Annotated in this window: 16 protein-coding genes and 1 rRNA gene; 11 read left to right on the top strand and 6 right to left on the bottom strand. The window is 67.4% G+C overall.

Going from position 1 to position 24546, the window contains the following annotated elements; all coding sequences use genetic code 11:
* From ACWEOO_RS24550 to ACWEOO_RS24540, 3 genes are all read right to left on the bottom strand, one after another.
* Positions 1-280 (bottom strand): 16S ribosomal RNA (locus tag ACWEOO_RS24550); the annotation flags it as partial.
* Positions 281-1485: 1205 nt separating this feature from the next.
* Positions 1486-4338, bottom strand: coding sequence for a M36 family metallopeptidase (locus tag ACWEOO_RS24545; protein ID WP_452144982.1), 2853 nt, complete (start codon positions 4336-4338; stop codon positions 1486-1488).
* A gap of 272 nt (positions 4339-4610) precedes the next feature.
* Positions 4611-5807, bottom strand: coding sequence for a S53 family peptidase (locus ACWEOO_RS24540; protein ID WP_452144981.1), 1197 nt, complete (start codon positions 5805-5807; stop codon positions 4611-4613).
* Positions 5808-6130: 323 nt separating this feature from the next.
* Here ACWEOO_RS24540 and ACWEOO_RS24535 point away from each other — a divergent pair, with 323 nt between their 5' ends.
* The 8 genes from ACWEOO_RS24535 to ACWEOO_RS24500 all read left to right on the top strand — a co-directional run bounded on the left by ACWEOO_RS24535 (position 6131) and on the right by ACWEOO_RS24500 (position 17178).
* On the top strand, positions 6131-7429 hold the full coding sequence (locus ACWEOO_RS24535) for an extracellular solute-binding protein (RefSeq protein WP_452144980.1): 1299 nt from the start codon (positions 6131-6133) through the stop codon (positions 7427-7429).
* A gap of 62 nt (positions 7430-7491) precedes the next feature.
* On the top strand, positions 7492-8292 hold the full coding sequence (locus tag ACWEOO_RS24530) for a carbohydrate ABC transporter permease (protein ID WP_452144983.1): 801 nt from the start codon (positions 7492-7494) through the stop codon (positions 8290-8292).
* A complete protein-coding gene (locus ACWEOO_RS24525) occupies positions 8289-9101 on the top strand; it encodes a carbohydrate ABC transporter permease (protein WP_452144979.1) in 813 nt (270 codons plus the stop codon). Before ACWEOO_RS24530 ends, ACWEOO_RS24525 begins: the two co-directional genes overlap by 4 nt.
* Positions 9098-9727, top strand: a complete 630-nt coding sequence (locus ACWEOO_RS24520; protein WP_452144978.1) for a hypothetical protein — start codon at positions 9098-9100, stop codon at positions 9725-9727. The genes ACWEOO_RS24525 and ACWEOO_RS24520 overlap by 4 nt, the downstream gene beginning before the upstream one ends.
* On the top strand, positions 9711-12182 hold the full coding sequence (locus ACWEOO_RS24515; protein WP_452144977.1) for a GH116 family glycosyl-hydrolase: 2472 nt from the start codon (positions 9711-9713) through the stop codon (positions 12180-12182). The genes ACWEOO_RS24520 and ACWEOO_RS24515 overlap by 17 nt, the downstream gene beginning before the upstream one ends.
* A gap of 16 nt (positions 12183-12198) precedes the next feature.
* Entirely contained in the window at positions 12199-12687 is a 489-nt protein-coding gene (locus ACWEOO_RS24510) for a hypothetical protein (protein WP_452144976.1), read from the top strand.
* A gap of 31 nt (positions 12688-12718) precedes the next feature.
* Positions 12719-15955, top strand: coding sequence for an AAA family ATPase (locus tag ACWEOO_RS24505; RefSeq protein WP_452144975.1), 3237 nt, complete (start codon positions 12719-12721; stop codon positions 15953-15955).
* Positions 15955-17178: an McrC family protein gene (locus ACWEOO_RS24500; RefSeq protein WP_452144974.1), complete on the top strand. Its 1224-nt coding sequence runs from the start codon at positions 15955-15957 to the stop codon at positions 17176-17178. Before ACWEOO_RS24505 ends, ACWEOO_RS24500 begins: the two co-directional genes overlap by 1 nt.
* Before the next feature lie 45 nt (positions 17179-17223).
* Here the strand turns inward: ACWEOO_RS24500 and ACWEOO_RS24495 are convergent, their stop codons facing one another.
* A complete protein-coding gene (locus tag ACWEOO_RS24495) occupies positions 17224-17601 on the bottom strand; it encodes a DUF779 domain-containing protein (protein ID WP_359935665.1) in 378 nt (125 codons plus the stop codon).
* A gap of 4 nt (positions 17602-17605) precedes the next feature.
* Positions 17606-19129 (bottom strand): aldehyde dehydrogenase, encoded by a 1524-nt coding sequence (adh, locus tag ACWEOO_RS24490; protein ID WP_452144973.1) that lies wholly within the window; start codon positions 19127-19129, stop codon positions 17606-17608.
* Between the two features lie 82 nt (positions 19130-19211).
* Here adh and ACWEOO_RS24485 point away from each other — a divergent pair, with 82 nt between their 5' ends.
* Entirely contained in the window at positions 19212-20663 is a 1452-nt protein-coding gene (locus ACWEOO_RS24485) for a GAF domain-containing protein (protein WP_452144972.1), read from the top strand.
* 106 nt (positions 20664-20769) lie between these two features.
* Here the strand turns inward: ACWEOO_RS24485 and ACWEOO_RS24480 are convergent, their stop codons facing one another.
* On the bottom strand, positions 20770-21285 hold the full coding sequence (locus ACWEOO_RS24480; RefSeq protein ID WP_452144971.1) for a hypothetical protein: 516 nt from the start codon (positions 21283-21285) through the stop codon (positions 20770-20772).
* A 189-nt stretch (positions 21286-21474) separates the two neighbouring features.
* Between ACWEOO_RS24480 and ACWEOO_RS24475 the strand changes: the two genes are divergently transcribed.
* Together ACWEOO_RS24475 and ACWEOO_RS24470 are read left to right on the top strand one after the other, a co-directional pair.
* Positions 21475-23628 (top strand): (Fe-S)-binding protein, encoded by a 2154-nt coding sequence (locus ACWEOO_RS24475; protein WP_452144970.1) that lies wholly within the window; start codon positions 21475-21477, stop codon positions 23626-23628.
* Between the two features lie 86 nt (positions 23629-23714).
* Positions 23715-24509: a hypothetical protein gene (locus ACWEOO_RS24470; RefSeq protein ID WP_452144969.1), complete on the top strand. Its 795-nt coding sequence runs from the start codon at positions 23715-23717 to the stop codon at positions 24507-24509.
* Positions 24510-24546: the final 37 nt, after the last annotated feature.

Below are 24546 nucleotides of genomic sequence, written 5' to 3'. Positions count from 1 at the left end.
CCCGTCGACGCCTTGGTAGGCCATTACCCCACCAACAAGCTGATAGGCCGCGAGCCCATCCCCAACCGCCAGAACTTTCAACCAACCACCATGAGGTGACTAGTATTATCCGGTATTAGACCCCGTTTCCGAGGCTTATCCCAAAGTTGAGGGTAGGTTGCTCACGTGTTACTCACCCGTTCGCCGCTCGTGTACCCCCGAAGGGGCCTTACCGCTCGACTTGCATGTGTTAAGCACGCCGCCAGCGTTCGTCCTGAGCCAGGATCAAACTCTCCGTTGAAAAATATGACAAACCAGCAAAGCTGGAAAGCCGACAATCGAAAAGCGATCCTTTGAATCAGAAACAAAACCATTAACTGGCTTGTCATCCGTAATAATTTCAAAGGAATCCACCCACAGACAAACAACAACCCACACCCCAAGATCAAAGACCCAGGGCTAGGAGAAGTCATTCAACGCCTGTGGACAGGGTTAATGCATCTTTCGGCATTGACTTTCGGCACGCTGTTGAGTTCTCAAGAATCGGACGCACACCGCGCTTCGCACTCTCGTTCGAAGCTCCGGGGCAACCCGCCAAACTTTACTGTTTCGACCCGAGCCGGTCAAATCGGCTCTTTTCGACCCAGCCCCCCTGCGCGACTCAGCGTCCGAAACCCGCCGAGGCGTGTTTCGGCTTCCGAGACCTTCAGGGAGTTTGCCGGAGCGACCGGCCGCTTTCGCGTCCCGCTTCGCTCCAACAGGAAGAACACTACTGGCATTCCGGGTTCAGAACCTAATCGGGGTCCCGGTCCCTCTGGTCACGCCACTCCGCGCGGCCGGGGCGCCGGGCCGCCGCCGGCTTCACGACGAAGGCCATCCCTCGCCCCAGCGAGTATGCCGGCGCCTGCAACTGCTCATCGGTCGGCAGATCAGGGCGCTCGACCTCAGCCGGGTACCCGGAGCATCGGTACACCGAGGCGGCGGCGAACGCGCGACGGTGAGTAGCCCGCACAGTTCGGCGCCACAGGAAGTGACCGGGCCGGCGGCCGAGTTGGGTAGGTGCACGCAGGATGCGGGGTTCGGCCACGCCACTTGACGGTTGGTCGCCGACAGGCGCTCGCGAGCGCCAGCTTGCAGATCGCCGGCGGCACTCCGGTGATAGCCCGAAACTCTCTGGCGCCGGCCGGGAGCAGATGCACCGCGCCAAGCGGAGGTGGGTGGGTGTGCGCGGAGCACGTGTGCGCGGAGCACGTGCGCAGAGCACGTGCGCAGAGCACGGAGACGGAGCAGGCGGCCGCGGAGCAGGTGCGCTGAGAAGCAGGTGCGCTGAGAAGCAGGTGCGCTGAGAAGCAGGTGCGCTGAGAAGCAGGTGCGCTGAGAAGCGCAGCGATGATGTGGGCGGCTTGGAGCACGCGTGGGCTGATTGCCTGCAGCGTTCACCCTCGCGACAGCCGGAAGGCCGGTCGAGCGGGTGCTCGGCCGGCCTTCCGGGAGGGGTGTTGCGGGTTACTTGGTGCCGAAGACCTGGAGTTCGGTCATGTCGGTGAACTGGCAGCCGCCGAAGGCGCCGGCGGGGCAGTTGTTCTGGAAGTCCGGGACCTGCGGGCTGAGCATCCAGAAGCGGACGTACTGGACGCCGGTCGTGTTGCCGGTCGGCGTGACCAGGTTGTACTTGCCGCGGTTGGTGGCGTCGAAGGTGCCCTCGGCCGCGGTGGCCCAGGTGGTGCCGTCGGCCGAGGTCTGGATCCGGTACTGACCGGTCGAGGCGCTGCCCGGGTCGCCACAGGTGTTGGACGGGTCGACGTTGAACGCGCTGACGGTCACCGTCGCCGGCAGCTTGATGTCGACGTACTTCGGCACCATCTGGTTGGTCGGGGTGCCGTTGTCGTCACCGGTGGTGCTGCCCCAGCCAGTGCCCTGCGCGTTGTCGATCGCACCGCCCGGGCCGCAGTTGAAGGAGCTGAAGTCCGGTCCGTTGAAGTCGACGACCGAACCGCCGCCGGACGCGGCCGCCCAGTTGCGGCGCGGCGCGAAGTTCGCCTTGCTGCCCGCGGAGACCTTGACGGACTGGACGATCAGCTCGTAGCCCGGTGCGGACACGACGATCTTCGGGTACGTGCCGGGTGCCACGTTGCTGATGCTGTAGTTGCCGGCAGCATCCGTGGTGCCTGCGTAGTCGCCGGCGTAGCCGGACGAGTGACCGCCGACGTAGACGAGCGCGCCGGCCACCGGAGCGCCGGTGTCCTTGTCGGTCACCGTGCCGCTGAGCGTCGTGGTGGCGCCTGTCGGCGGCTTGTGGAAGTCCTCGGCCGGGAAGGCGTCGCCGCCGTCGACGACACCGGCGTACCAGCCCATGCCGCGGTTGGCGAACACGGTCCAGATGACGTCGGCGTTCTTGCCGCCGCTGGCGACCAGGTCGGCCTGGACGACCGCGTTGCGCATGTCGAGCATCGTCGGGTCGTTCGGCGACAGCTCCATCGCGCGGGTGATGATGCTCATCGCGTAGCTACGGCCGAAGCGCTCGCGCAGGTCCCACAGGGTCTGTGCCCAGACCTCGCCGGAGGCGTGGACCTCGGGCGTGCCGCCGATGGTCGGGAAGTCGGCGTAGGTGTAGCCGCCCTTCGAACCGTCGGGCTGGACGCAGTTCGGGCTGACCGCCTTCACCCGGCAGTCGATCGCCTGGGTACGGAACAGCTCGCCGTGCGAGACGTACTTGCCCTCGAGGACCTCGCCCGCAGCGGTGGTGTCCTTCTCCAGGCCGTGCGAGACCAGGTAGTCCATCGCGTAGAAGTCGCTCCACGCCTCGCCCATCGAGCCGGCCTGGATGCTGTTCAGCGTGGAGTTGCCGGTGGCGTCGACGACCAGGCGGTTCGACAGACCGTGGGTGTACTCGTGGTACAGGATGCTGGCGTCGTTCGCGCCGCTGGACGGGACCCACGGGTCCTGCTCGTCGGTCGCGCCCGGCTGGTGCCACAGGTACATCTGCATGGTCGGCGGGGTGCCGTCCGGCGGGGTCGACATGTTCGCGTTGTCGATGTGGTTGGCGTCGGGGCCGCCGTTCGCGGCGGTGGCCGCGCCGTCCAGCGCGTTCAGCAGGACCGGGTCGCCGCCCGCGGCGTCGAACGAGCCGGCCGCCGGGGTGAAGCTGATCGGCGCCTTCGCCAGCCAGTCGTGGAAGTTGCTGGCCAGGTAGAACGCGTTCGTGACGTCCTGGTTCATGTTCGTCTTCCAGGAGTCCGGCTTCGCCGGGTCCCAGGTGCAGATGTACGACGTGGAGCAGAACGAGGACGCGCTCTGGAACGGGGTCAGCTTGTACTCGGCGCCGGTCTTGGTGCCGGGCACCTTGACCGTCTCGCCGCCGTTCGGCTGGTTGTCGTCGTTGACGTCCGCCCAGGCCGCGACCGACGTACCGTCGAGGAGGGTCTTCGCGTTCTTGGGCAGCCACTTGTTGTAGATCAGGTTCTCGACCCGCTGGGTGCCGCCCTTGGGCGCGCCCGGGTAGTTGTCCTGGACCAGCGCGTCGCCGTTGCCCTCGCTGACCAGGTCCTTGCGGTACAGCGTGGCGCCGGTCTGGGCGTCGACGACGTGGCTGTAGATCTTGGTGCCGCCGGAGTTGGTGTAGGTCAGCCAGCCCTTGCGCAGACCGTCGGCGGTGTGGAACCACACCCGCTTGGCGGTGTCGCCGTTGCTGAACTTCGTGCTGACACCGGACGTGCTCGCGGTCGCGGACTTCGCGCTGCCGCCGACGTCCTTGACCGCGGCGCTGCGCGCGCCCTCGGCCGAGACCTTCGGCGTGGCTGCGGCGGACCGGGACTGCGCGGCGGTGGTCAGGCCGGAGACCGGCGAGCCCATCACGGAGATCAGCTGGCCGGTCTTGGTGACGTTGGCCTTGAGGCCGTTGCCGAACACCTCGACGCCGTCGACCACCTGGGTCCAGAAGATGTGGTGGGTGCCGAGGTCGTCGACGTAATCCTTGCGCAGCTTCAGCGTGCCGAGGTCGGCGTCGGAAAGCTTGAAGACCTCCGGGTGGGCCTTCACGTAGCCGAGGGCAACGTCCGTGGCCTTCTTGGCGCTCTTACCGGTGAGGAAGCCGTTCAGCTTGGTGACCTGCGCCGGGGTGCCGGTGTTCGGGTCGACCTCGACGACACCCTGGGTGCCGAGCGAGTCGCGGAACTTCTTCGCGGCCGCGGTCTCCTTGCCCTCGACCTTGGCGGAACGGGCATAGGTGGTGCGGGCGTTCGGCGTCCGGGCGTCGTAGTTGCCCTTCCGCTCCTTGCCGGCGTCCTGCTTCTCGGTCTGCGCGGGCTTCTTGCCCTCGGCACCGGCCGTCTGTGCGGCGTCTGCCCCAGCGGCGGTCATCGCCAGCACAGTGGCGGCGGCGGAGACGGCGGAGACTGCCAGGAGCCCCCGCCCTCTGCGTGATGTTGTCACAGCAAATCTCCATGGAGTTCGTGTCTGCGGGTCGCCATCCACGACCCGTCCCGGGGGCTGACCCTAATTCCGAGGGGGGTTCCGGGGAAGGGAAATCACCGGATTGTCGTGGAGTCGAGGGTTGTCCTTCGTGCTCGGAACAGTACCGTTAGTGATCGGGCCGTTGCACGTAGCCACGACCCGACCACCAACAGTGTTCGTCAGAAGGCTCCGGCGCCGTTCGGCGTACCGAGGCCGGTCGGGCCGTCCCAGCCGGTGCGGGCGTTGCACCACTGGGTCGTCGGGCACGAGCCGTTGCTGCCGCTGGTCACGTCGAACAGCGAGCCCGGGTGGGCGTACGGCAAGGCGTTCGCGTACCCGGCCGTGTTGCCGGACAGCGCGTAGACCGCCGCGATGATCGGCGCGGCCTCACTCGTCCCGCCGAACTGCGCCCACGTCGACGCCGTCTTGCTGGTCGGGTAGTAGATCGCCATCCCGCCCTTCGACGGGTCGGCCGCCGCGGACACGTCGGCCATGGCGCGCTTCGAGCAGCCGGTGTCGAACGACGACGCGGCGCTGAGTGCGGTGTTGTATGACGAGCAGCCCGACCCGGCGCCGCTCCACACGGACTCGCTCCAGCCGCGAGAGTTGCTGGCGGCAACCAACGACGTACCGCCGACGGCCGTGGTGTACGACGAGGACGCCGGGTAGCTGCCGCCCTGGTAGCCGTTGTCGCCGGTCGACGCGGTGACCGCGATGCCCGGGTGGTTGTAGTAGCTGCCGTACGTCGCGTCGGACGCGTCGCCGCCGCCGTAGCTGTTGGAGATGGCAACCACACCCGGCTGCTTGGACGCCGTCACGACCGCGGTGCCGAGGTCGGCGAAGCTCGCCGAATTGGCCTGGACGACGACGATCTTGGCGTCCGGCGCCGCGGCCGAGACCGCGTCGACGTCGAGCGCCTGCTCACCGGCCCAGCCGGCGTTGAACCGCGGCAGCGACGTCCCGCCGGTCTGGTTGATGATCCGTAGGCAGCCGTTGGCCGTCGTACACGCCGACAGCCCGAACTGCGACCGGTAGACACCGAGGTCGCGCTCCAGGTTCGGGTAGCCGTACGCGTCGACGATGGCGACCGTCCGGCCGCCGGCGCTCAGGCCGTTCAGCTTGTACGCGTCCCGGAGGCCGCTCGGCGTCAGGCCGGTCGACGGCGGTGTGGTGGACGCGGGCGCGACGCCCTTGTCGTTCACCAGCTTGATCGCGTCGCAGACTGCGGTGTGCGCGGCTGTGGTCGCCGAGCAGACCTTCGCGGCGTGCTTCCCGGCGGTGTACGGGGTGGGGGCCGCTGCGGCTCCCGTTGCGGTCAGTCCTACGACGGCCAGTGCGCCGGCGCTCAGGGCGGACACGAGAATCCCTTGCCTCAACTGGACTCCTCGAGTTTCGGCAGGCCTCCGCGTCGTGGTCCCGTTCGGCCGGTGGGCGGAGGCCGGCGTGATGTGGGGGTAATCGCATCGTGCGCCTGCCGGGCGCACGGATACCAGCGATCGGACCGCTGACAAATGTCATGGGCGGATCCATGACACCCGCCCCGGCGGACACCGTTTTCGCGCTTGATCGTGGGCCCCGCGACCGTTCGCGCCGTAGTGAAGGTTTCCCCGTGAGTTTCCCGGCGCCCGACCCTTGACACCGTTTCACCCCGCAGGACTATGCTCCGGAGAAATCGATTTCCCGCGAGAGAGGTCCGCTCATGGATCACCCCCCGCTCAGTCGGCGACGGTTCCTCCAAGCCACCGGAGGTACGGCGCTCGCCGCCTCGCTGGCCGCCTGCGGAGGCGGCAGCAGCGGGGGCGGCGGCTCGTCCACCAAGGAGCTGTCGTTCGTCTACATGGGCACGGCCGAGCAGCAGGCGACCTGGAACAAGCTGTTCGCGAAGTTCACCGAGCAGCACCCGGAGATCAAGCTCAAGGCCGAGGGCATCCCGCTGTCGAACTGGGGCGACTTCTTCAACAAGCTCTCCACCCGGATCGCCGGCGGCCAGGTGCCGGACGTCATCCAGATCGCCACCGAGGGCCAGCGGCTGTTCGCGTCCAAGGGCCTGCTCGCGCCGCTCGACGACTACATCAAGAAGGACCAGTCGACGATCGACGAGTACTACGGCGACATGGACCCGAACCTGATCGAATGGGACAAGAAGTACGCCTCCACCGACGGCAAGACGTACTACCTGCCGGGCGAGTTCAACACGATGTGCATGTGGTACTCGAAGGAGCTGTTCGCGAAGGCCGGCGTACCGGAGCCGACCGCGCAGTGGACCTGGGACGACTTCCGGCACGCGTGCGAGCAGATCAAGGCGAAGACCGGCGCGTTCGGGTACGCCGCCGGGCCGGAGTACTTCGCGGCGATCATGCCGTGGCTGCTCACGAACGGCACCAGCAGCTTCAGCGAGGACTGGTCGACGCCGACGTACGACGACCCGAAGGTGATCGAGGCGGCGGAGTTCAACCGGAAGCTGGTGGCGGACAAGCTGTCGCCGGCGCCCGGCGGCACGTTCGACGCGACCACCGCGGCGGCGCAGGGCAAGCTGGCGATGTTCGGCGGCGGCCGCTGGCCGATCATCAGTATCCGGAACCTGAAGGCGACCGCGAAGATGGGCATCGTGCCGTGGCCCACGAAGGTCGGGCAGGGGTCGCCGGTCGGCTGGAACGGCTACCCGATCCTGAAGGCGTCGAAGAAGAAGGACGACGCCTGGACGTTCATCAAGTTCCTGATCTCCAAGGAAGGGTCGTCGACGTTCGCCCAGCTCGGCGGCACCATCGTCCCGGCGCGCAAGTCGATCGCGAACAGCCAGTCGTTCCTCACCGACGCGCCGAAGGGGACCGAGTACCTGTACCAGGCGCTCAGCTACGCGACTCCGATCCCGTCGCCGGACAAGGGCGCCGCGATCCAGCGGGCGATCGAGGACGGCTGGAAGCAGGTCCTGACCGGCAACGCCGCGCCGGCCGACGCGCTCGGAAAGGCGCAGACGACGCTGGAGGGATTGGTCTGAAACCCCAACGTCGCGACTGGCTGCCGGGCTACCTGTTCATCAGCCCGGCAGTCCTGTTGTTCGTGGTCTTCGTCGCACTCCCCCTGGTCGCCGCGTTCGGCCTCAGCCTGTTCCACTGGGACCTGCTGAGTACGCCGGAGTTCGCCGGCCTGGACAACTTCCGACAACTGGTGACCGACTCGGCGACCGTCCGCGCGGTGCTCAACACGTTCGTCTTCGCGCTCGCGTCGGTGGTCACCCACATCGGGTTCGGGATGCTGCTCGCGCTCGGCGTCCACCGGACGATGACGCGGGGGACGAAGTACTTCGTGCGAACGGCGTACTTCTTCCCGTTCCTGGTGTCGTGGGCCGCGGTCGCACTGATCTGGAAGTACGTCCTGGATCCGGCCTTCGGGCTGGCGAACTACTACCTCTCGTCGACGACGAACTGGCTGGCCTCGCCGACGTGGGCGCTGCCGACGCTGATCGCCGTCGACTGGTGGCACACGATCGGGTACACGTTCATCATCCTGCTGGCCGGCCTGCAGACCGTGCCGGCGCAACTGCACGAGGCGGCCCGGGTGGACGGCGCGAACGCGTGGTGGCGGTTCTGGGGCGTGACGCTGCCGGTGATGTCGCCGACGATCTTCTTCGCCACCGTGATCACCTTCATCGGCGCATTCCAGATCTTCGACCCGATGGTGATCATGACCCAGGGCGGCCCGGACGGCGCGACCCGCAGCATCGTGCAATACACCTACGAGAAGGGCTTCCAGTCCTTCGAGGTCGGGTACGCCGCGGCGCTGTCGCTCGTGCTGTTCGTGGTGATCATGGCCGTCACCGGCCTGCAGTTCCGCCTGTCGCGCCGGTGGGTGCACCAGTGAAGGGGAAGCTGCTCGACCTCATGCTGGTGCTCGGCGGCGTGGTGATGATCGCGCCGCTGGTGTGGCTGGTCGTGAACGCGTTGTCGGAGCCGATCGACGCGTTCCAGTTGCCGCCGCGGTGGATTCCGCGGCCGCCGACGCTGCAGAACTTCGAGCAGGTTCCGGACCTGATCCCGTTCGCGCAGATGGCGTGGAACAGCCTGCAGATCGCGGTCCTCACGACCGCCGGTGCGTTGCTGACCAGCGCGCTGGCGGCGTACGCGTTCAACCGGCTGCGGTTCCCCGGGCGGGACCAGATCTTCTCGGTGCTGCTGGCGGCGCTGGTGGTGCCGGTGCAGCTCACCGTCGTACCGATCTTCATCATGATGCGCTGGCTGCATCTCGTGGACACGACGGTGGCGATCTGGTTGCCGGCGCTGGTGAACGTGTTCGGGATCTTCTTCCTGCGCCAGTACATCGCGTCGATCCCGCGCGAGCTGGACGAGGCGGCGATCATGGACGGCGCCGGGCACTTCTGGATCCTGTTCCGCGTCATCCTGCCGCTGGCGCGGCCCGGGCTCACCGCGCTCGGGATCTTCGTGTTCGAGGCGTCGTGGAACAACTTCTTCTGGCCGTACATCTTCCTGTCGTCCCCGGAGAAGATGACCCTTCCGGTCGGCCTGGTCTCGCTGCAGGGCGCGGTCGGCGGCGGCCCAGCCGTCGTACTGTTCGCCGCCATCACCCTGGTCGTCCTGCCGATCCTCGTGCTGTTCCTGATCTTCCAGCGTTCCTTCATCGCGTCGATCGCGTCGACGGGCCTGCGCGCATGACCTTCCTGCCTCGGGCATTCAAGGCTCTGTGGCACGAGCTCCCGGTCCTGGTTGCCGCAGGAGTCGTGGTCTGCCTGTCCTCCGGCCTCGTCGTCCTCGTCAGCCCCGGCCTGTCCCCGATCAGCCTTCTGCTCGGCGCTCTGCTGGTCGGACCGGCGTGGGCAGCCGTGACCGCGACGACCGACTCCATCGTCCGGGACGATCGCGGGGGCGTCCTGCTCCTACTCCAGAACCTCAAGCATCACGCCTTGGCCGGCCTTGAGGTCGCCTGTGTGCCGGCCGTCATCGCCGCGCTGGCGCTGCTCAACTGGCAGCTCAGTTCCGGCGCGGTCTTCGCGATCCCACTGGCTGTCAGCGGTTGCGCGACTGTGCTCGCCCTGCTCGGCTCCTGTCACGCCTTCAGCCTGCGTGTGACCACAGGGCTGCGCGGTAAAGCGCTCTGGCTCACGGCGCTGCACCTGGTAGCACGAGCCCCGCTGGTGCCCCTCGGCGTACTCGCACTGACCTTTGTCGCCTTGCTCCTCGGCACCTCCGTGACCGCTTCACTGTTACTGCTCGCCCCCGGTCCGGTGGCGTTGTTCGCCTCCGCCGGTACATGGACGGAGAAACATGCATTACACCGGTGACAACCTTCGACACTTCGCGCTCCCGCTGGGAGGTCTCGGCACCGGCACCGTCGCGTTGGCCGGCAACGGTGCGCTGCGGCAGTGGCAGCTGCACAACATCGGCAACCACGAGGGCCACGTGCCGGACAGCTTCTTCGCACTCCGCCTGTCCCGCGTGGAACCTCCGCTGGATGCAATCCGCCTCCTCCAAGGTCCACCGTCCGAGCCCACCGACACCCCGCTGGTCACCGACGACATAGTCCCGACTGTGGAGCGCCGACTGCAGGAGGTGATCCAGCCGATCGGCCCGACCAAGGTCACCGCAACGTATCCACAGGCACATGTGGACTACGAGACGGACCTGCCGATCGAGCTCGACCTGGACGTCTTCAACCCGCTGGTGCCGTCCGACGCCGCGGCCAGCTCGCAGCCCGTCGTCGGGTTCACGTTCACGCTGCACAACCCGGGCGAGATCGCCATCCACGGCAAGCTGGCCGGCGCGCTGCAGAACTCGGTCGGCTGGGACGGCGTCACACCCATCGACGGGGTAGCGAACAGCGGGTACGGCGGTAACACGAACCGCGTCCGGCACGCAGCCAACTGGACCTACCTGGTGCTCGAGAACGCCACGCTGCCCGTCGACCACCCCGGATCAGGGCAACTGGTGCTTGCCACTGACAGCCCGGGACTGGTGTGTGCGCAGTGGGCTCGGGCCGAGGAGCTGGTTGCCTTTCTCAACGGGCCGGTGACGCCGGCGGCCGGTGCCAGTGCGCCAGGGAGCACCTGGAACGGCGGGCTGGCCGTCCCGTTCAACCTCCAGCCGGGCGAGACCACGCAGGTCCGGTTCCTGATCGCGTGGCACTTCCCGAACCGATATGTCGACTTCAACCAGTTCGGCCCGCACCCGGAGTACGGCCACAGTCGCTTCTGGCTGGGCAACGCGTACACCCGTCGTACGCCGGACGCCGTCGCCGCGGCCGACTCCTTCATCGCCAACTGGTCCGAGCTGCACGCGCAGACCACAGCGTGGACCGAGGCGTTCGAGTCGAGCAGCCTGCCCGGCGAGACCGGCCCGCGGCTCGCTGCGCTCGTGGCCGACGTACGGAGTCCAACCGTGTTCCAGACCGCGGCCGGCGACGTACTGGGCTTCGAAGGTGTGCTCGGTGCGTCCACGGCAATGTGGGGCGGCCGGTACGGCGGCTCCTGCCCACTCAACTGCACACATGTCTGGAACTACGAGCAGACGCTCTCCCGCCTCTTCCCGTCGCTCGAGCAGAACATGCGTGACACGGAGTACGACGTCATGCAGGCGCCGGAGGGCTACATCCCGCACCGGGTCCGCGCACCGCTCTACATGAAGCAGCTGTGGGACGTGGTGATCGGCGGCCCGGAGGAGCCAGCACTGGACGGCATGCTCGGCGCCGTACTCAAGACATACCGTGAGGTGCGCCAAGGAGCCGGTCTGGGCTGGCTGCGCAGTCGCTGGCCCAACGTCGTACGCCTGCTCGACCACATCCACGGCAAGTGGCTGCAGGACGGCGTACTGCGCGGCATCCAGCCCAGCACGCACGACATCGACCTGTGTGGCGTCAACTCGTTCATGGGCACGCTGTGGCTGGCCGCGCTGCGTGCTGCTGAGGAGATGGCGGTGCTGCTCGGCGAGGACGCCAAGGAGTACCGCAGCCTGTTCGACGCGGGCAGCACGGCGTACGACGAGCTGCTGTTCACCGGCGAGTACTACCGGCAGATCCTGGACCCGGACGAGACTCGCGACTTCCAGTGGGGCGACGGCTGCCTGGCGGACCAGCTGATCGGTCAGTGGTGGGCACACCAACTCGACCTCGGCCACCTGCTCCCGGAGGACCACGTCCGTACGGCGCTGCGCAACGTCGTCCGGCACAACCTGCGGACCGGGTTCCACGACTTCGACCACCCGTACCGCGTCTTCGCCGACGGCGACGACACCGGCCTCCTGATGTGCACCTGGCCGCACGGCGGTCGCCCCGACGTACCCACGCGGTACTGCGACGAGGTCTGGACCGGCTCGGAGTACCACGTCGCCGCGCATTGCCTCTACGAAGGCCTCACCGACGAGGGCATGTCCATCCTGCAGGGCCTCTGGGCCAGATACGACGGCACCCGCCGCAACCCGTTCAACCCCATCGAATGCGGCGACCACTACATCCGCAACGCGGCCGGCTGGTCCGTCCTGGAAGCCCTCACCGGCTACCGCTACAACGCGATCACCAAGACCATCACCTTCGCCCCACTCGACCTGGCCCGCACGACGGAGTCCTGGAGCACCCCGTTCGTCACCAACACCGGCTGGGCGACCGCCACCTACACCTCAGGCGCTCTCACCGTCACCTGCCAAGCCGGCCACCTCGACCTGCGAACCATCACGGTCGACAGCGCCGCCTACCCGATCGACGCCCCGATCGTGCCCGGAAAACCCTTGGTGATCCCGACAACCTGACCCCTACCGTCGAGGCATGTCCCTCGTCGACCGTGCCGAAACGCTGCAGGCCGAGGCTCAGGCCCTCTACCGGGCCCTGGACCTCGGCACCGCCTTCCCCTGGCAGCCGGTCCTGATCGGCAGCGCCCTCTCCGGCCTGATGGTCGAGCGCGACCTCGACGTCATGTTCGACGCCCCCGACGCGAACGCCGCAACCATCCTGAACGGCCTGATCACCCTGGACCGTCGGGTGCCACTGCGCGCAGTCGACTTCCGCGACGAGCGCGCCGACCGCCGCCCGACCCCGGCCCTCACCGACGAACGGTTCTATGCAGTCCTGCACACCGAAACTTGGAAGATCGACCTGACCTTCTGGCTCCACGTGGTCGAGCGCCCGCATGTGGCTGACGCGCTGCGCGTCCGGGACGCTGCCGACGAGCAGCGTTTGCGGATCCTGCAACTGAAGGACAGCACGAAGAACCGCGACAGCTCGGCGATCTACCGCGCCGTACTCGGGGATGGGTGAGGAAGCGCTCGATCGCCGTTATGGTCGGGGAATGAGCGACGTCGACGCGGGTGAAAACGACGGGGTACGCCGCGGGCTCCTGACCCGCACCGTTTACCAGGTCCTGGCGTCGGGCGCAGGGCCGATGCGCAGCGCGGATGTACTGTCGCGGGTCGCCGAGCGTATCGACTTCACCGAACGGGAGTTGAGTGCGAACGCCAGCGGCCAGGTCCGCTGGCGGACTGCTGCCAACGCCGCGATGTCGTGGTCCACTTTCGGCGGTTGGCTCACCCGCGACGAAAACCAGGCCTATGCGCTGACCGACAGCGGGGCGGAGGCACTCCACGAACTGTCAGCGGACGAACTCTGGCTCCAGGTCAGCCGGCGCTACTACGCATCCAAACGCGAAGGTGCGGCGCAAGGTGCCGGCTGGGAGCCGTTTCTGCGGTGGGCCCGCGAGCTCGTCGAGGACATCGACCTGGACACAGAGGAGCGCGACTACAAGCTGAAGGCGGCGGAGAAGTGGGCCGCGGCGGGCGCGGCCTGTACAGCCGGGAGCCCTGACTGGGCAGAGCGGCTCCGGCACGCGGCCGCAGCAGGGAATTTCGTCGATCCATTCGCTCAGACGTGGCTGCGCAACCGCATCCAGGACCACCCCGATGAGGTTCGGGCAGCCTTCGGGCAACTCCACTCGGCCGGCGTGGTCGATGCCGTCGACGCCTTCGCGGAGGAGCTCGGCAGCTGGAGTGAGTACGTGAGTCCGGGCGATCGAACGGTCTTCGCATCCTGCCTGCTGCTCGGGGTCGACCCGACCGCGTACCCGCCGTACCGACCGGCCCTTGGAACGGGCTGGGCCGCAAGGGTAGGCGACCGTCCCGGCTCGTCGCCTGGCGAGCGCTATTCGGCCCTGCTGTCGCTCTGCGACGGCCTGCTCGAGAGGTGGGGCGACGAGCGTCCACAGCTCCGGGACCGGCTGGACGCTCAAGGCCTCGGTTGGGTTGTCCTGAAGTGGGCGCCACCGGACACTTGGCCGCCCATGAGGAGCGCCGAGCTGCAGCACTGGCGTACGGGCGCCACTGGCGACGTGCGGGTCGAGCGTGGCACCGGGGTCAGTCCCATTATGGAGAGTGGGGCCTGGGAAGTGTTGTCCGCCGGGCTGCGCGGGGAGAGGTCGGCTCTCGTCACCGGGGTACGGAGCTGGTCCGTCGAGGCTGCGCAGGATCTGGCCTACCGCTTCACGACCGGCGAGAGCGGTCTGCGCTTCTTCGAACGGCTGGTCCAGCAGCTCGAGGGGGCACGCGACGAGGTGCTCTGTCTCGCAGCCGAACTCCTCTACGTCAGGGACGCGCCGCTGCACGACATGAACGCTTCGACCAAGATCGACCGCATCGGGACCATCCTCGCCTCGATGTCAGGCGCACCCGGTCTGCCCGAGCCACAGGTGGCCGCGCTGGACGACGGCCACGCCTTCGCCGGCGGGCAGGGTTACCACGTCAAGGCCCCGGAGCACCTGCAGTGGCTCTCCCGCTTCGTGCTCCACTGGCTCGAGCAACCCGCGGAAGTCGTCGACGAGGCGCTGCGGGACCCGTTCGCCTTCCGCGAGATCACGACCGGCGTTCCCGACGACTCGCCCTCCATTCGCTACGCCATCGAGTACCTGGCGTGGCCCGGCCTCTTCCCGTCGATCGTCAGCGCGGATCATCGGCGGCGGATCCGGAACGGCCTGATCGCCGACATCGGGGAGCCGAGCGGCGACCACGACGACGAGATCACCCGCGATCTGGTGGCGCTCCGAACGCTGCACGAACGGAAGAACAAGAACTTCCACTCGTGGTACGACCCGCCTTACATCAACCGCTGGCGGCCTGGTTCGCCTTCCGGACCGCGGGCTTGGCTCATCCGCTCGGACGCGCCTGCCGACGTCACCAGGTGGGTCGAGGACAGCTGTGTCGATCTCCGTGACGAGGCCGGGCTCTCCCTGGCCTCCGACATGACTGCCAAGGCGGTTTCGCGCCTCGTGAGCGATGGCTACGCACACCTGGCGCCCTCCCAACGCGAAGAGCTCGCCGTCGCCTATCACACGTTCCTCGAAGGCCTACAGCCACAAGACCTAGTGGTTGCCCTGACCGACGAGCAACTCATCCTCGGCACAGTCGACGAGCCGTCACCCGACGACGGCCCGTCCCCGTCCGCGCTGACCCGGCCGGTTCTCTGGTCGGCGCGGACACCGTTGGGGGGCCTCCCGCCCAAACTCGGTGCCGCCCTGGAACAAGAGGGCCACGTCGTCGATCTGACGGCGGTGCTCGATCTCCTGACCGCCCTGCTGGACGACGAAGCCGCCACACCGGCCGTCGGGAAGCCACCGCAACGGGTCATGCTGCCGGCCGTGTCGAAGGACCTCGCCGACGAGCTGTACATGCCCGTCGCCCCTCTCCAGGAGTTGGTCGACCTGTTGAACCGGCGCCGGCAACTGGTCGTCTATGGACCGCCCGGCACCGGCAAGACCTACGTCGCGAAAAGGCTCGCCGAGAGGCTTGCGGGCGCGCAGGATCCCAGCAGAGTCCGACTCGTGCAATTCCACCCTTCCTACGCGTACGAAGATTTCTTCGAGGGCTTCCGTCCTGTCGAGGTCGACGGCAAACCGCACTTCGCCCTCCAGGACGGCCCCCTCAAGCTGTTGGCAGCCGAGGCGGCGAAGGCAGAGAACCGGGACAATGCCTACGTACTCATCGTCGACGAACTCAACCGCGCGAACCTGGCCAAGGTGTTCGGCGAGCTCTACTTCCTGCTGGAGTACCGCGAGGAGACCGTGCGGCTCCAGTACCGGCCGGATAAACCGTTCAGCCTTCCCGACAACCTGTTCATCATCGGCACGATGAACACCGCGGACCGCTCGATCTCCCTCGTCGACGCGGCGATCCGGCGCCGGTTCCCCTTCTACGAGATGCACCCGCGACGGGAGCCTGTGCGTGGGGTGCTCGCCGAGTTCGCGAAACGTGAGCAGCTGACCGACGACCGCGTCGAGCTCCTCGCGGAGCTCAATTCGGCCATGGGACAACCCGGTCACGACCTGCATATCGGTCCGTCGTACCTGATGCGGGAAGGGCTGGATGCTCCGGGTGCGCTGGAACTCGTCTGGCGCTACGACATCCTGCCGCTGCTCCATGAACACTTCTACGGCACCAAGTCCCCGGAGACGATCGATCAGGAGTTCGGCCTTGCGACGCTGCGGACACGGATCGAGCAACGGACCGCGGCAGGCCCGAGTCCGGACGACGCGGACACCTGATGAGCTTCCGGTACGAAAGGCTCGACGAGCTCGATGCCGAGGGCATCGAGGTCCGGCTGGGTCCCGACCAGGCGGCCCCACTCGGCCGATCAGGGCTGGTCGACATCCGCCCTGCCGGCACCGGGATCTACCGCCTGCTGCCCAACGGGCGAGTCGGCGCCGTGCGCTTCGACGATCTCCAGATCGAGGTGATCCCGAAGCAGAGACTCGGGGTGGCGCACCTGCTGTTCCTCCTGGGCTACGCCAGGAACCCGGGCTTCCGGCCCGAGACAGTAACGGCCGAGACGTACGGCGATCTGTGGCCGGCGATGGCACAGTCGCTCGTCGCGTCCGTCGAGCGAGCGTTGACGATGGGGCTCCTGCAGGGTTACCGCACCGAGCAGGAAGCGCTGCTGACGGTCCGCGGACGGATTGCCTTCGAGGACCAACTACGCCGCCGGCCCGGCTCGGTCGTACCGATCGAGGTGAGGTACGACGAGTTCAGCCCGGACATCGCCGAGAACCAGATCCTGCTCGCCGCGATCCACCTGATGCTCGGCGTACCCCGCCTGCAGCCCGAGACCCGACGCAGGCTGCTCCACCTCGCTGCGAGGTTCGCCGGTGTGACCCGGCTGCTGCCGGGCACGCCCGCTCCGGCTTGGCAACCCTCGCGCCTCAACGATCGATACCAGCCCGCCTTGGGACTGGCCGAGGTTCTGCTGCGCCACAGTTCCACTCGGGTGTCGGCGGAGGGCGTCGAGATGTCCGCGTTCGTTGTCGTGATGTGGGAGGTCTTCGAGGACTTCGTGACGGTTGCTCTCAGGGAGGCCTTGGCCAACTGCCCCGGACACCTGGAGAGCCAACTGGGCGCCTATCTGACCGGCGACGGGGACTGGGCCACGGGGCGGACCGGAGGCCCCCATGGCGATGTGTTCATGAAGGTGGATGCCGTCCATCGGGACGAGGCCGGCATCCCGGACGTCGTCTTCGACGCTAAGTACAAACTCGCGTCGGGCACGGGAAGGGACGCCAACGCCGACCACTACCAGATGCTCGCCTACTGCACGTCCCTCCAGGTTCCGGTCGCCTGGCTGATCTACGCCGGTGGCGGCAACGACATCCGGCGGCGGATCAAGAACACGGAGGTCGAGGTCGTCGCCGCTCCGATCAACCTGCGCCAGACGCCGCAGGAGATCCTGGCGCGCATCCGGCAGATCGCACTCGCCGCCGTACCCAAGACGTAGGGAGTGCCGGCCGTCCGGCAACGCCACCGGACGGTCGGCACTCGTTCAGAGGAGTCCTAGTTCTGCGGACTCTTGGTCGGTGAAGAGGCGGGAGCGGATCAGGAAGCGGATGCCTTCGGGGGCCTCCACCGAGAAGCCGCTGCCGCGGCCTTTCACCACGTCGACGGTGAGCTGGGTGTGCTTCCAGTACTCGTACTGGTTAGCGGACATCCAGAAGCCGATCGGCTTCTGCACGCCGTCGACGACCAGGTCACCGAGATGCACGTCCGCCGACCCCGTACGAAATTCCCCGTCCGGGTAGCACATCGGCGCACTGCCGTCGCAGCAGCCACCGGACTGGTGGAACATCAGCGGACCGTGCATCCCGGTCAGGCGGCGCAACCACTGCGCCGCCTCGTCGGTGAGCAGTACCTTCGCCACCACGGGCTCAGAAGAACCCGAGCTTCGAAGGGCTGTAACTGACCAGCAGGTTCTTGGTCTGCTGGTAGTGGTCGAGCATCATCTTGTGGTTCTCGCGGCCGATGCCGGAGTTCTTGTACCCGCCGAACGCCGCGTGCGCCGGGTACGCGTGATAGTTGTTCGTCCAGACCCGCCCGGCCTGGATCTCCCGGCCGGCCCGGTACGCCGTGTTGATGTCGCGCGACCAGACCCCCGCCCCCAGGCCGTACAGCGTGTCGTTGGCGATCTTCATCGCGTCGGCGTAGTCGTCGAACTTGGTCACCGCGACGACCGGGCCGAAGATCTCCTCCTGGAAGATCCGCATCTTGTTGTCGCCCTCGAAGACCGTCGGCTGGATGTAGTACCCGCCGGCCAGGTCCCCGCCGAGCTCCGCGGGACCGCCGCCGGTGAGCACCCGGGCACCCTCTTCCTTGCCGATCCCGATGTAGGCGAGGATCTTCTCGTACTGGTCGTTGCTCGCCTGCGCGCCCATCATCGTGTCGGTGTCGAGCGGGTTGCCGAGCTTGATCGCCTGGGTGCGCCCGACAGCGTCGGTCAGGAACGAGTCGTAGATCGACGACTGGATCAGCGCCCGCGACGGGCAGGTGCAGACCTCGCCCTGGTTCAGCGCGAACATCGTGAAGCCCTCGAGCGCCTTGTCGTAGAAGTCGTCCCGGGTGGACGCGACGTCGGCGAAGAACACGTTCGGGCTCTTGCCGCCGAGCTCGAGCGTCACCGGGATGATGTTCTCGGACGCGTACTGCATGATCAGCCGGCCGGTCGTGGTCTCACCAGTGAACGCGACCTTGGCGACTCTGTTGCTTGAGGCAAGCGGTTTGCCGGCCTCGACGCCGAACCCGTTGACGATGTTCACCACACCCGGCGGCAGCAGGTCGTGGATCAGCTCCATCAGTACGTGGATGGAGGCCGGGGTCTGCTCGGCCGGCTTCAGGACGACGGCGTTGCCGGCCGCCAGCGCGGGCGCCAGCTTCCAGACCGCCATCAGGATCGGGAAGTTCCACGGGATGATCTGCGCGACGACGCCGAGCGGCTCGTGGAAGTGGTAGGCGATCGTGTCGTCGTCGATCACCGACACCGAGCCCTCCTGGGCCCGGAGCGCGCCGGCGAAGTACCGGAAGTGGTCGATCGCCAGCGGCAGGTCGGCGGCCAGCGTCTCGCGGACGGCCTTGCCGTTGTCCCAGCTCTCGGCGACCGCGAGCAGTTCGAGGTTGGCCTCGATCCGGTCGGCGATCTTGTTCAGGATGTTCGCCCGCTCGGCCGGCGACGTCCGGCCCCAGCCCGGCGCGGCGCCGTGCGCGGCGTCCAGCGCGGCCTCGACGTCCTCCGCCGTACCGCGGGCGATCTCGGTGAAGTTCTGTCCCGTGACCGGCGTCGGGTTCTCGAAGTACCGGCCTTTGACCGGCGGCACCCATTCGCCGCCGATGTAGTGCTCGTAGCGCGATTTGTACGTGACCGGGCTGCCATCCTGCCCAGGAGCTGCGAAGATCGTCATGGGTCCTCCTTCGGAACCGACGTTGGACGGGACACTAGGCACCGGCACGTTGCACGGACGTTGCACCGCGGAGTGAGGCTGGATGGACGCACCGGAGCAGGCCCGCCGGCTGAGCGGGCTGTACGACGAGGTGCTCGGCGGCGGCCGGGCCCCGGCCGACCCGCGTCCACTGGTCGCTGCGTCCTGGGAACGCTCACTGGCCGCAGCCGTCGACCCCGAGCTCGACGCGCCGCCGATGGTCCTCGACGAGGGCACCGTCGCCGAGCTGCGCGCCGATCATCCGCTGCGCGCCGTGCTGCCGGTGTTGCGGCAGACGCTGACGACGATCGCCGACGAGGCGTCGCACATCATGATCGTCACCGACGCCCAGGGGATGATCCTGTGGCGCGAGGGCGCCTCCGACGTCAAACGGACGGCCGACCGGATCGCACTGTCGGAGGGCGCGGTGTGGTCGGAGGACCAGATCGGCACCAACGGGATGGGGACGGCGCTCGCGGTCGGCGAGCCGGTCCAGATCCACTCGGCCGAGCACCTGGTCCGCCGGATCCACGAATGGACGTGTGCGGCCGCGCCGGTTCACGATCCCGACACCGGCAGACTGCTCGGCGCGGTCGACGTCTCCGGTCCGCTGCGTACGGTGCACCCCGCGATGGTCGCGCTGGTGACCGCGGCTGCCCAGCTCGCCGAGGGCCAGTTGAAGGTCCGGATGGCCGCGGCCGACGAGATGCTGCGGGCGCGCAACATGCGGCATCTGACGGCTCTCGGCGACGCGCCCGGCGCACTGCTGACCCGGACCGGCCGCGTCCTCGCCGTCCAGCCGCTCGAATGGTTGCCCGATCGCCTCGTCGTACCGGAAGGCGCCGACCGGATCGATCTCGGCGACGGGCGCGAGGGCCTGGTCGAGCGACTCGACGAGGGCTACCTGTTGCGCATGCCCGGTACGCCGGTACGCCGTGCGCGACCGTCCTTGCGATTGAAGCTGCTCGGCTCGGGTCAGCCGATCGCGGTCGTCGGCGGCCGCGAGATCGCGCTCACGTTGCGGCGCGCCGAAGTCCTCGCACTGTTGTTACTGCAGCCGACCGGGCTGACCGCCGAGCAGCTGATGCTCCAGCTCTACGGCGACGAGGGCAACCCGACCACGGTCCGCGCCGAGATGCACCGGCTGCGGAATCTCCTCGGCGGCGGAGTCCTGGACACCAAGCCGTACCGCATCGCCGCGGATGTCAGCGGCGACGTCACCGAGGTGCACACCGCGCTCCGCAACGGTGACCTCCACAAGGCCCTCGCGTCGTACGCCGGCCCGCTGCTCGCCCGGTCCGAGGCTCCGGCGCTGCGCTCCGAGCGCGACGAACTCGACGCCACGCTCCGCCGCGCCGTCCTCGACACCGCCGACCCCGAACTCCTGTGGCGTTTCGCCCAGACACCGACCGGCGCCGAGGACCTCGAGGTGTTCGAGACCCTCGACAGCGAGCTGCCCGCGGACGACCCACGCCGCCCGGCGGTCACGGCCCGACTGGCGCGTCTCGTCGATTGAGCGGACACCCACCACTCACCAACCTCCGCCGACAGCCCTCGGTGGTGTCCGGGTGAGCGTGAGCCCGCCCGGACGCCACCGGTTGGTGAGTGACTGAGGTCCGCCCTCACTCGCGGCCGACGAGGATCCACATGTAGTCGCGGTTCTTGGTCGGGAACGTGGCGGTCCGGTTGCTGATCTCCTTCGTCTTCTTGCAGTCGCTGGTTGTGTACTTCCAGCGCACGACCTGCACCCGCCAGGACTGCTTGAGCTGGTGCAGCCGGCGGACCTTCCCGGCCGGTACCTCCGCCGTGTACGACCAGCTGTCGGTCACCGAATGGGACTTGCCCACGGTCTTGGAGTACTTGTTCTGGATCTCCGCGATCACCAGCGGGATGCTCACCCCGAGATCCCCGGACCAGGACGAGTTCGACTCCGACGTCGCGGTCTTCTGGTAGGTGATCCGGCCCGGCGCCTCCATCCAGTCGCTGTACAGGTTCGTCCCGACGTACACCTCGTGACCGCCGCGGGTGTACCAGTTGACGGTGTTCGTGTCGCACTTGGCCGCGGCCGCCGTACCGGCAGGCACCACCAGACCGGTCGCGACCAGCACTCCAGCAGCGATTCCCCGACGAAGACGCATCGTTCTCTCCCACCGAAAGCGATTGACAGGTACTGCGGTTGCAGTAGTTGGAAACTTACAAATTGGCCTATGATGAGGGCAAGAAGTCTTCTGTAACGCTGTGTGTCGGTTTGGTGACAGCCCAATTGGTGGCGTGACGAGCCCTACACAGACATGACTGACGAGTAACCAACCAATAACATCGCTGGTATGCAGATCCTCGCCATCGTCGTCTCGCTCGCGGTGACCCTGGTCGCCGTCGCGCTGTTCGGCAAGACGATCGGGCACATGGTGTCCGTCATCAAGCTCGGTCAGCCCGCCGGCCGGACCGACGAGCCGGGCAAGCGGACCGTCACCCTGGCCAAGGAAACCCTCGGCCACACCCGGATGCTGCAGTGGAGCCACATCGGGGTGATGCACTGGTTCGTCGCGTTCGGGTTCATCGGGCTGTTCCTCACCCTGGTGACAGCGTTCGGCCAGCTCTTCGACCCGCACTGGGCACTGCCGATCATCGGGCACTGGTTCGTGTTCGAGTGGGTCAGCGAGGCGCTCACCTGGACGGGTCTGGTGTCGATCGTCGGGCTGATCCTGATCCGCCTGCGGCATCTGCCGAAGGGCGCCGAGGGTCGCTACTCCCGGTTCTACGGTTCGACGTCGTGGCAGGCGTATTACGTCGAGTACACGATCCTCGGCGTGCTGGTCTGCATCCTGCTGCTCCGCGGCCTGGAGTACGAGCTGAGCGGCGCCTCGAAGTTCCACTTCCCGATGACGTACTTCATCGGCAGCGGCCTCTTCGGCGGACTGAGCGAGCAGGGCCTGGAGAACGCGATCTACCTGGTCGCGATGATCAAGATCCTGATCTCGTTCGCCTGGATGATCACGATCTCGCTGAACGCCACGATGGGTGTCGCCTGGCACCGGTTCACCGCTTGGCCGAACATCTGGTTCAAGCGCAAGCCCGACGGCGGTACGGCGCTGGGCGCGCTGCAGCCGATCATGGTCAACGGCGCCCCGATCGACTTCGAGAACATCGACGAGCTCGACGAGGACGCGGCGCTCGGCGTCGGCAAGGTCGAGGACTTCACCTGGAAGGGCCTGCTCGACTTCACCACCTGCACCGAGTGCGGCCGGTGCCAGTCGCAGTGCCCGGCCTGGAACACCGACAAGCCGCTGTCGCCGAAGCTCGTCATGATGAACCTGCGCGAGCACGCGTACGCCAAGGCGCCGTACCTGCTGGCGTCCTCGGACGAGGAGCGGAAGTCGCTGCCGGAGCTGGTGCTCGCCGAGCAGGACAAGCCGCTGGTCGGGCCCGCGGACGTCGCGGTCATCGACGAGGAGGCGCTGTGGGCCTGCACATCGTGCGGTGCGTGCGTCCAGCAGTGCCCGGTCGACATCGAGCACGTCGACGCGATCATGGACATGCGCCGGTACCAGGTGCTGATCGAGTCGTCGTTCCCGTCCGAGCTCAACGGGCTGTTCAAGGGCCTGGAGAACAAGGGCAACCCGTGGAACATGAACCCGTCCGGCCGGATGGACTGGGCCAAGGACCTGCCGTTCGAGGTCAAGCAGGTCGGTGCCGACGTCGAGTCGCTGGACGAGGTCGACTACCTGTTCTGGGTCGGTTGCGCGGGCGCGTTCGAGGACCGCGCGAAGAAGACCACGCAGGCGGTCGCCGAGCTGCTGAACATCGCCGGCGTCTCGTTCGCCGTGCTGGGCGACGGCGAGACCTGCACCGGTGACCCGGCGCGGCGGTCCGGCAACGAGTTCGTCTTCCAGCAGCTGGCGATGCAGAACGCCGAGGTCTTCAAGGAGACCAAGGTCCGCAAGGTCGTCTCCACCTGTGCGCACTGCTTCAACACCTTGAAGAACGAGTACTCCCAGCTCGGCGTCGAGCTCGACGTCATCCACCACACGCAGCTGCTGAACCGGCTGGTCCGCGACGGCAAGCTGACGCCGGTCGCGCCGGCCGACAGCTCACTCAACGGCCAGAAGATCACGTACCACGACCCGTGCTACCTCGGCCGCCACAACCAGGTGTACGACGCCCCGCGCGAGCTGCTCGACATCATCCCGGGTGCGGAGTACGCCGAGATGCCGCGGAACCGGACGAAGTCGTTCTGCTGCGGCGCGGGCGGCGCGCGGATGTGGATGGAGGAGAAGCTCGGCACCCGCATCAACCTGAACCGCACGACCGAGGCGGTCGAGACCGGCGCCGACAAGATCGCCACCGGCTGCCCGTTCTGCCGGGTGATGCTGTCCGACGGCCTCACCGCGAAGCAGGCCGACGGCTCGGCCCGCGAGGCGGTCGAGGTCCAGGATGTCGCGCAGCTGCTGCTCGCCTCTGTAAAGCGTTCGGAAAGCTGACCTGCAACTAGCTGCAAATCACTTCCTTCCCAGGTGGTCCAGACCATATGATCCACCGTTTGCATCCCCTGGGAGGAAACCGCATCATGAAGTTCCGTGCCGCCATCGCCACCGCGGCCGCTGTGCCGCTGACCCTCGGCCTCGCCGCCTGCGGCAACAACGAACCAGCCGCCACCGGCTACAAGCCATCCACACCGGCGTCGACGACGGCGACGCCGAAGCCGGCCGCCACCACCGCCAAGCCCGCGACGGTCGCCCGCCTCAACCGCGTGACGTTCGTCCCGGCGATGACGACGGCGATCGCCAAGCAGAAGTCGTGGCACACCACCGGCACGATGACCGTCAACGGCACACCTGCGATGACCATGGACGGCTACCAGACGACCAATCCGGTCGCGATGTCCATGGAGATGAGCGGCGCGGCCCTCGAGGGCAAGACCGGCAAGGTCATCGTGGTCAAGGGCACCGCGTACGTGTCGATGCCCGGGCTGACGCCGGCCGGGAAGTTCGTGAAGTTCAAGTCCGGCCTGAACAGCCAGCTCTCCGAACTGGTCGAAGGCGGCGACCCGACCAAGATCTACAAGTCCTTCAGCTCCAGCATGGTCAACGTCAAGTACGTCGGCGTCCAGACGGTGCTGGGACAGAAGCTCGACCGGTACGACGTGACTGTCAACACCGCGAAGGCGCTCGCCGCGCAGGGCAAGAAGGTGCCCGAGGGCGTCCCGTCGACGCTGACCTACTCGATGTTCATGGACAAGGCGCACCTGATCCGCCGCATGAGCTTCGAGATGGGCCCGGTGGAGATGGTGATGGACATGACCAGCTACAACAAGCCGGTGGACATCAGCGCACCGCCGGCGAGCAAGATCGTTTCGCAGTAACGGCCGGAATCGGTCATTTTCCCACCCCGTTGTGTGA

It is taken from the genome of Kribbella sp. NPDC004138, assembly GCF_053603655.1.
This window is presented reverse-complemented; position numbering and strand designations above follow the sequence as displayed.

Coding starts and splice junctions, on each gene's coding strand:
- ACWEOO_RS24515 (WP_452144977.1), top strand. CDS start 9,711: ATGCATTACACCGGTGACAACCTTCGACACTTCGCGCTCCCGCTGGGA.
- ACWEOO_RS24485 (WP_452144972.1), top strand. CDS start 19,212: ATGGACGCACCGGAGCAGGCCCGCCGGCTGAGCGGGCTGTACGACGAG.
- ACWEOO_RS24545 (WP_452144982.1), bottom strand. CDS start 4,338: ATGACCGCCGCTGGGGCAGACGCCGCACAGACGGCCGGTGCCGAGGGC.
- ACWEOO_RS24505 (WP_452144975.1), top strand. CDS start 12,719: ATGAGCGACGTCGACGCGGGTGAAAACGACGGGGTACGCCGCGGGCTC.
- ACWEOO_RS24535 (WP_452144980.1), top strand. CDS start 6,131: ATGGATCACCCCCCGCTCAGTCGGCGACGGTTCCTCCAAGCCACCGGA.
- ACWEOO_RS24470 (WP_452144969.1), top strand. CDS start 23,715: ATGAAGTTCCGTGCCGCCATCGCCACCGCGGCCGCTGTGCCGCTGACC.
- ACWEOO_RS24520 (WP_452144978.1), top strand. CDS start 9,098: ATGACCTTCCTGCCTCGGGCATTCAAGGCTCTGTGGCACGAGCTCCCG.
- ACWEOO_RS24510 (WP_452144976.1), top strand. CDS start 12,199: ATGTCCCTCGTCGACCGTGCCGAAACGCTGCAGGCCGAGGCTCAGGCC.
- ACWEOO_RS24480 (WP_452144971.1), bottom strand. CDS start 21,285: ATGCGTCTTCGTCGGGGAATCGCTGCTGGAGTGCTGGTCGCGACCGGT.
- adh (WP_452144973.1), bottom strand. CDS start 19,129: ATGACGATCTTCGCAGCTCCTGGGCAGGATGGCAGCCCGGTCACGTAC.
- ACWEOO_RS24500 (WP_452144974.1), top strand. CDS start 15,955: ATGAGCTTCCGGTACGAAAGGCTCGACGAGCTCGATGCCGAGGGCATC.
- ACWEOO_RS24475 (WP_452144970.1), top strand. CDS start 21,475: ATGCAGATCCTCGCCATCGTCGTCTCGCTCGCGGTGACCCTGGTCGCC.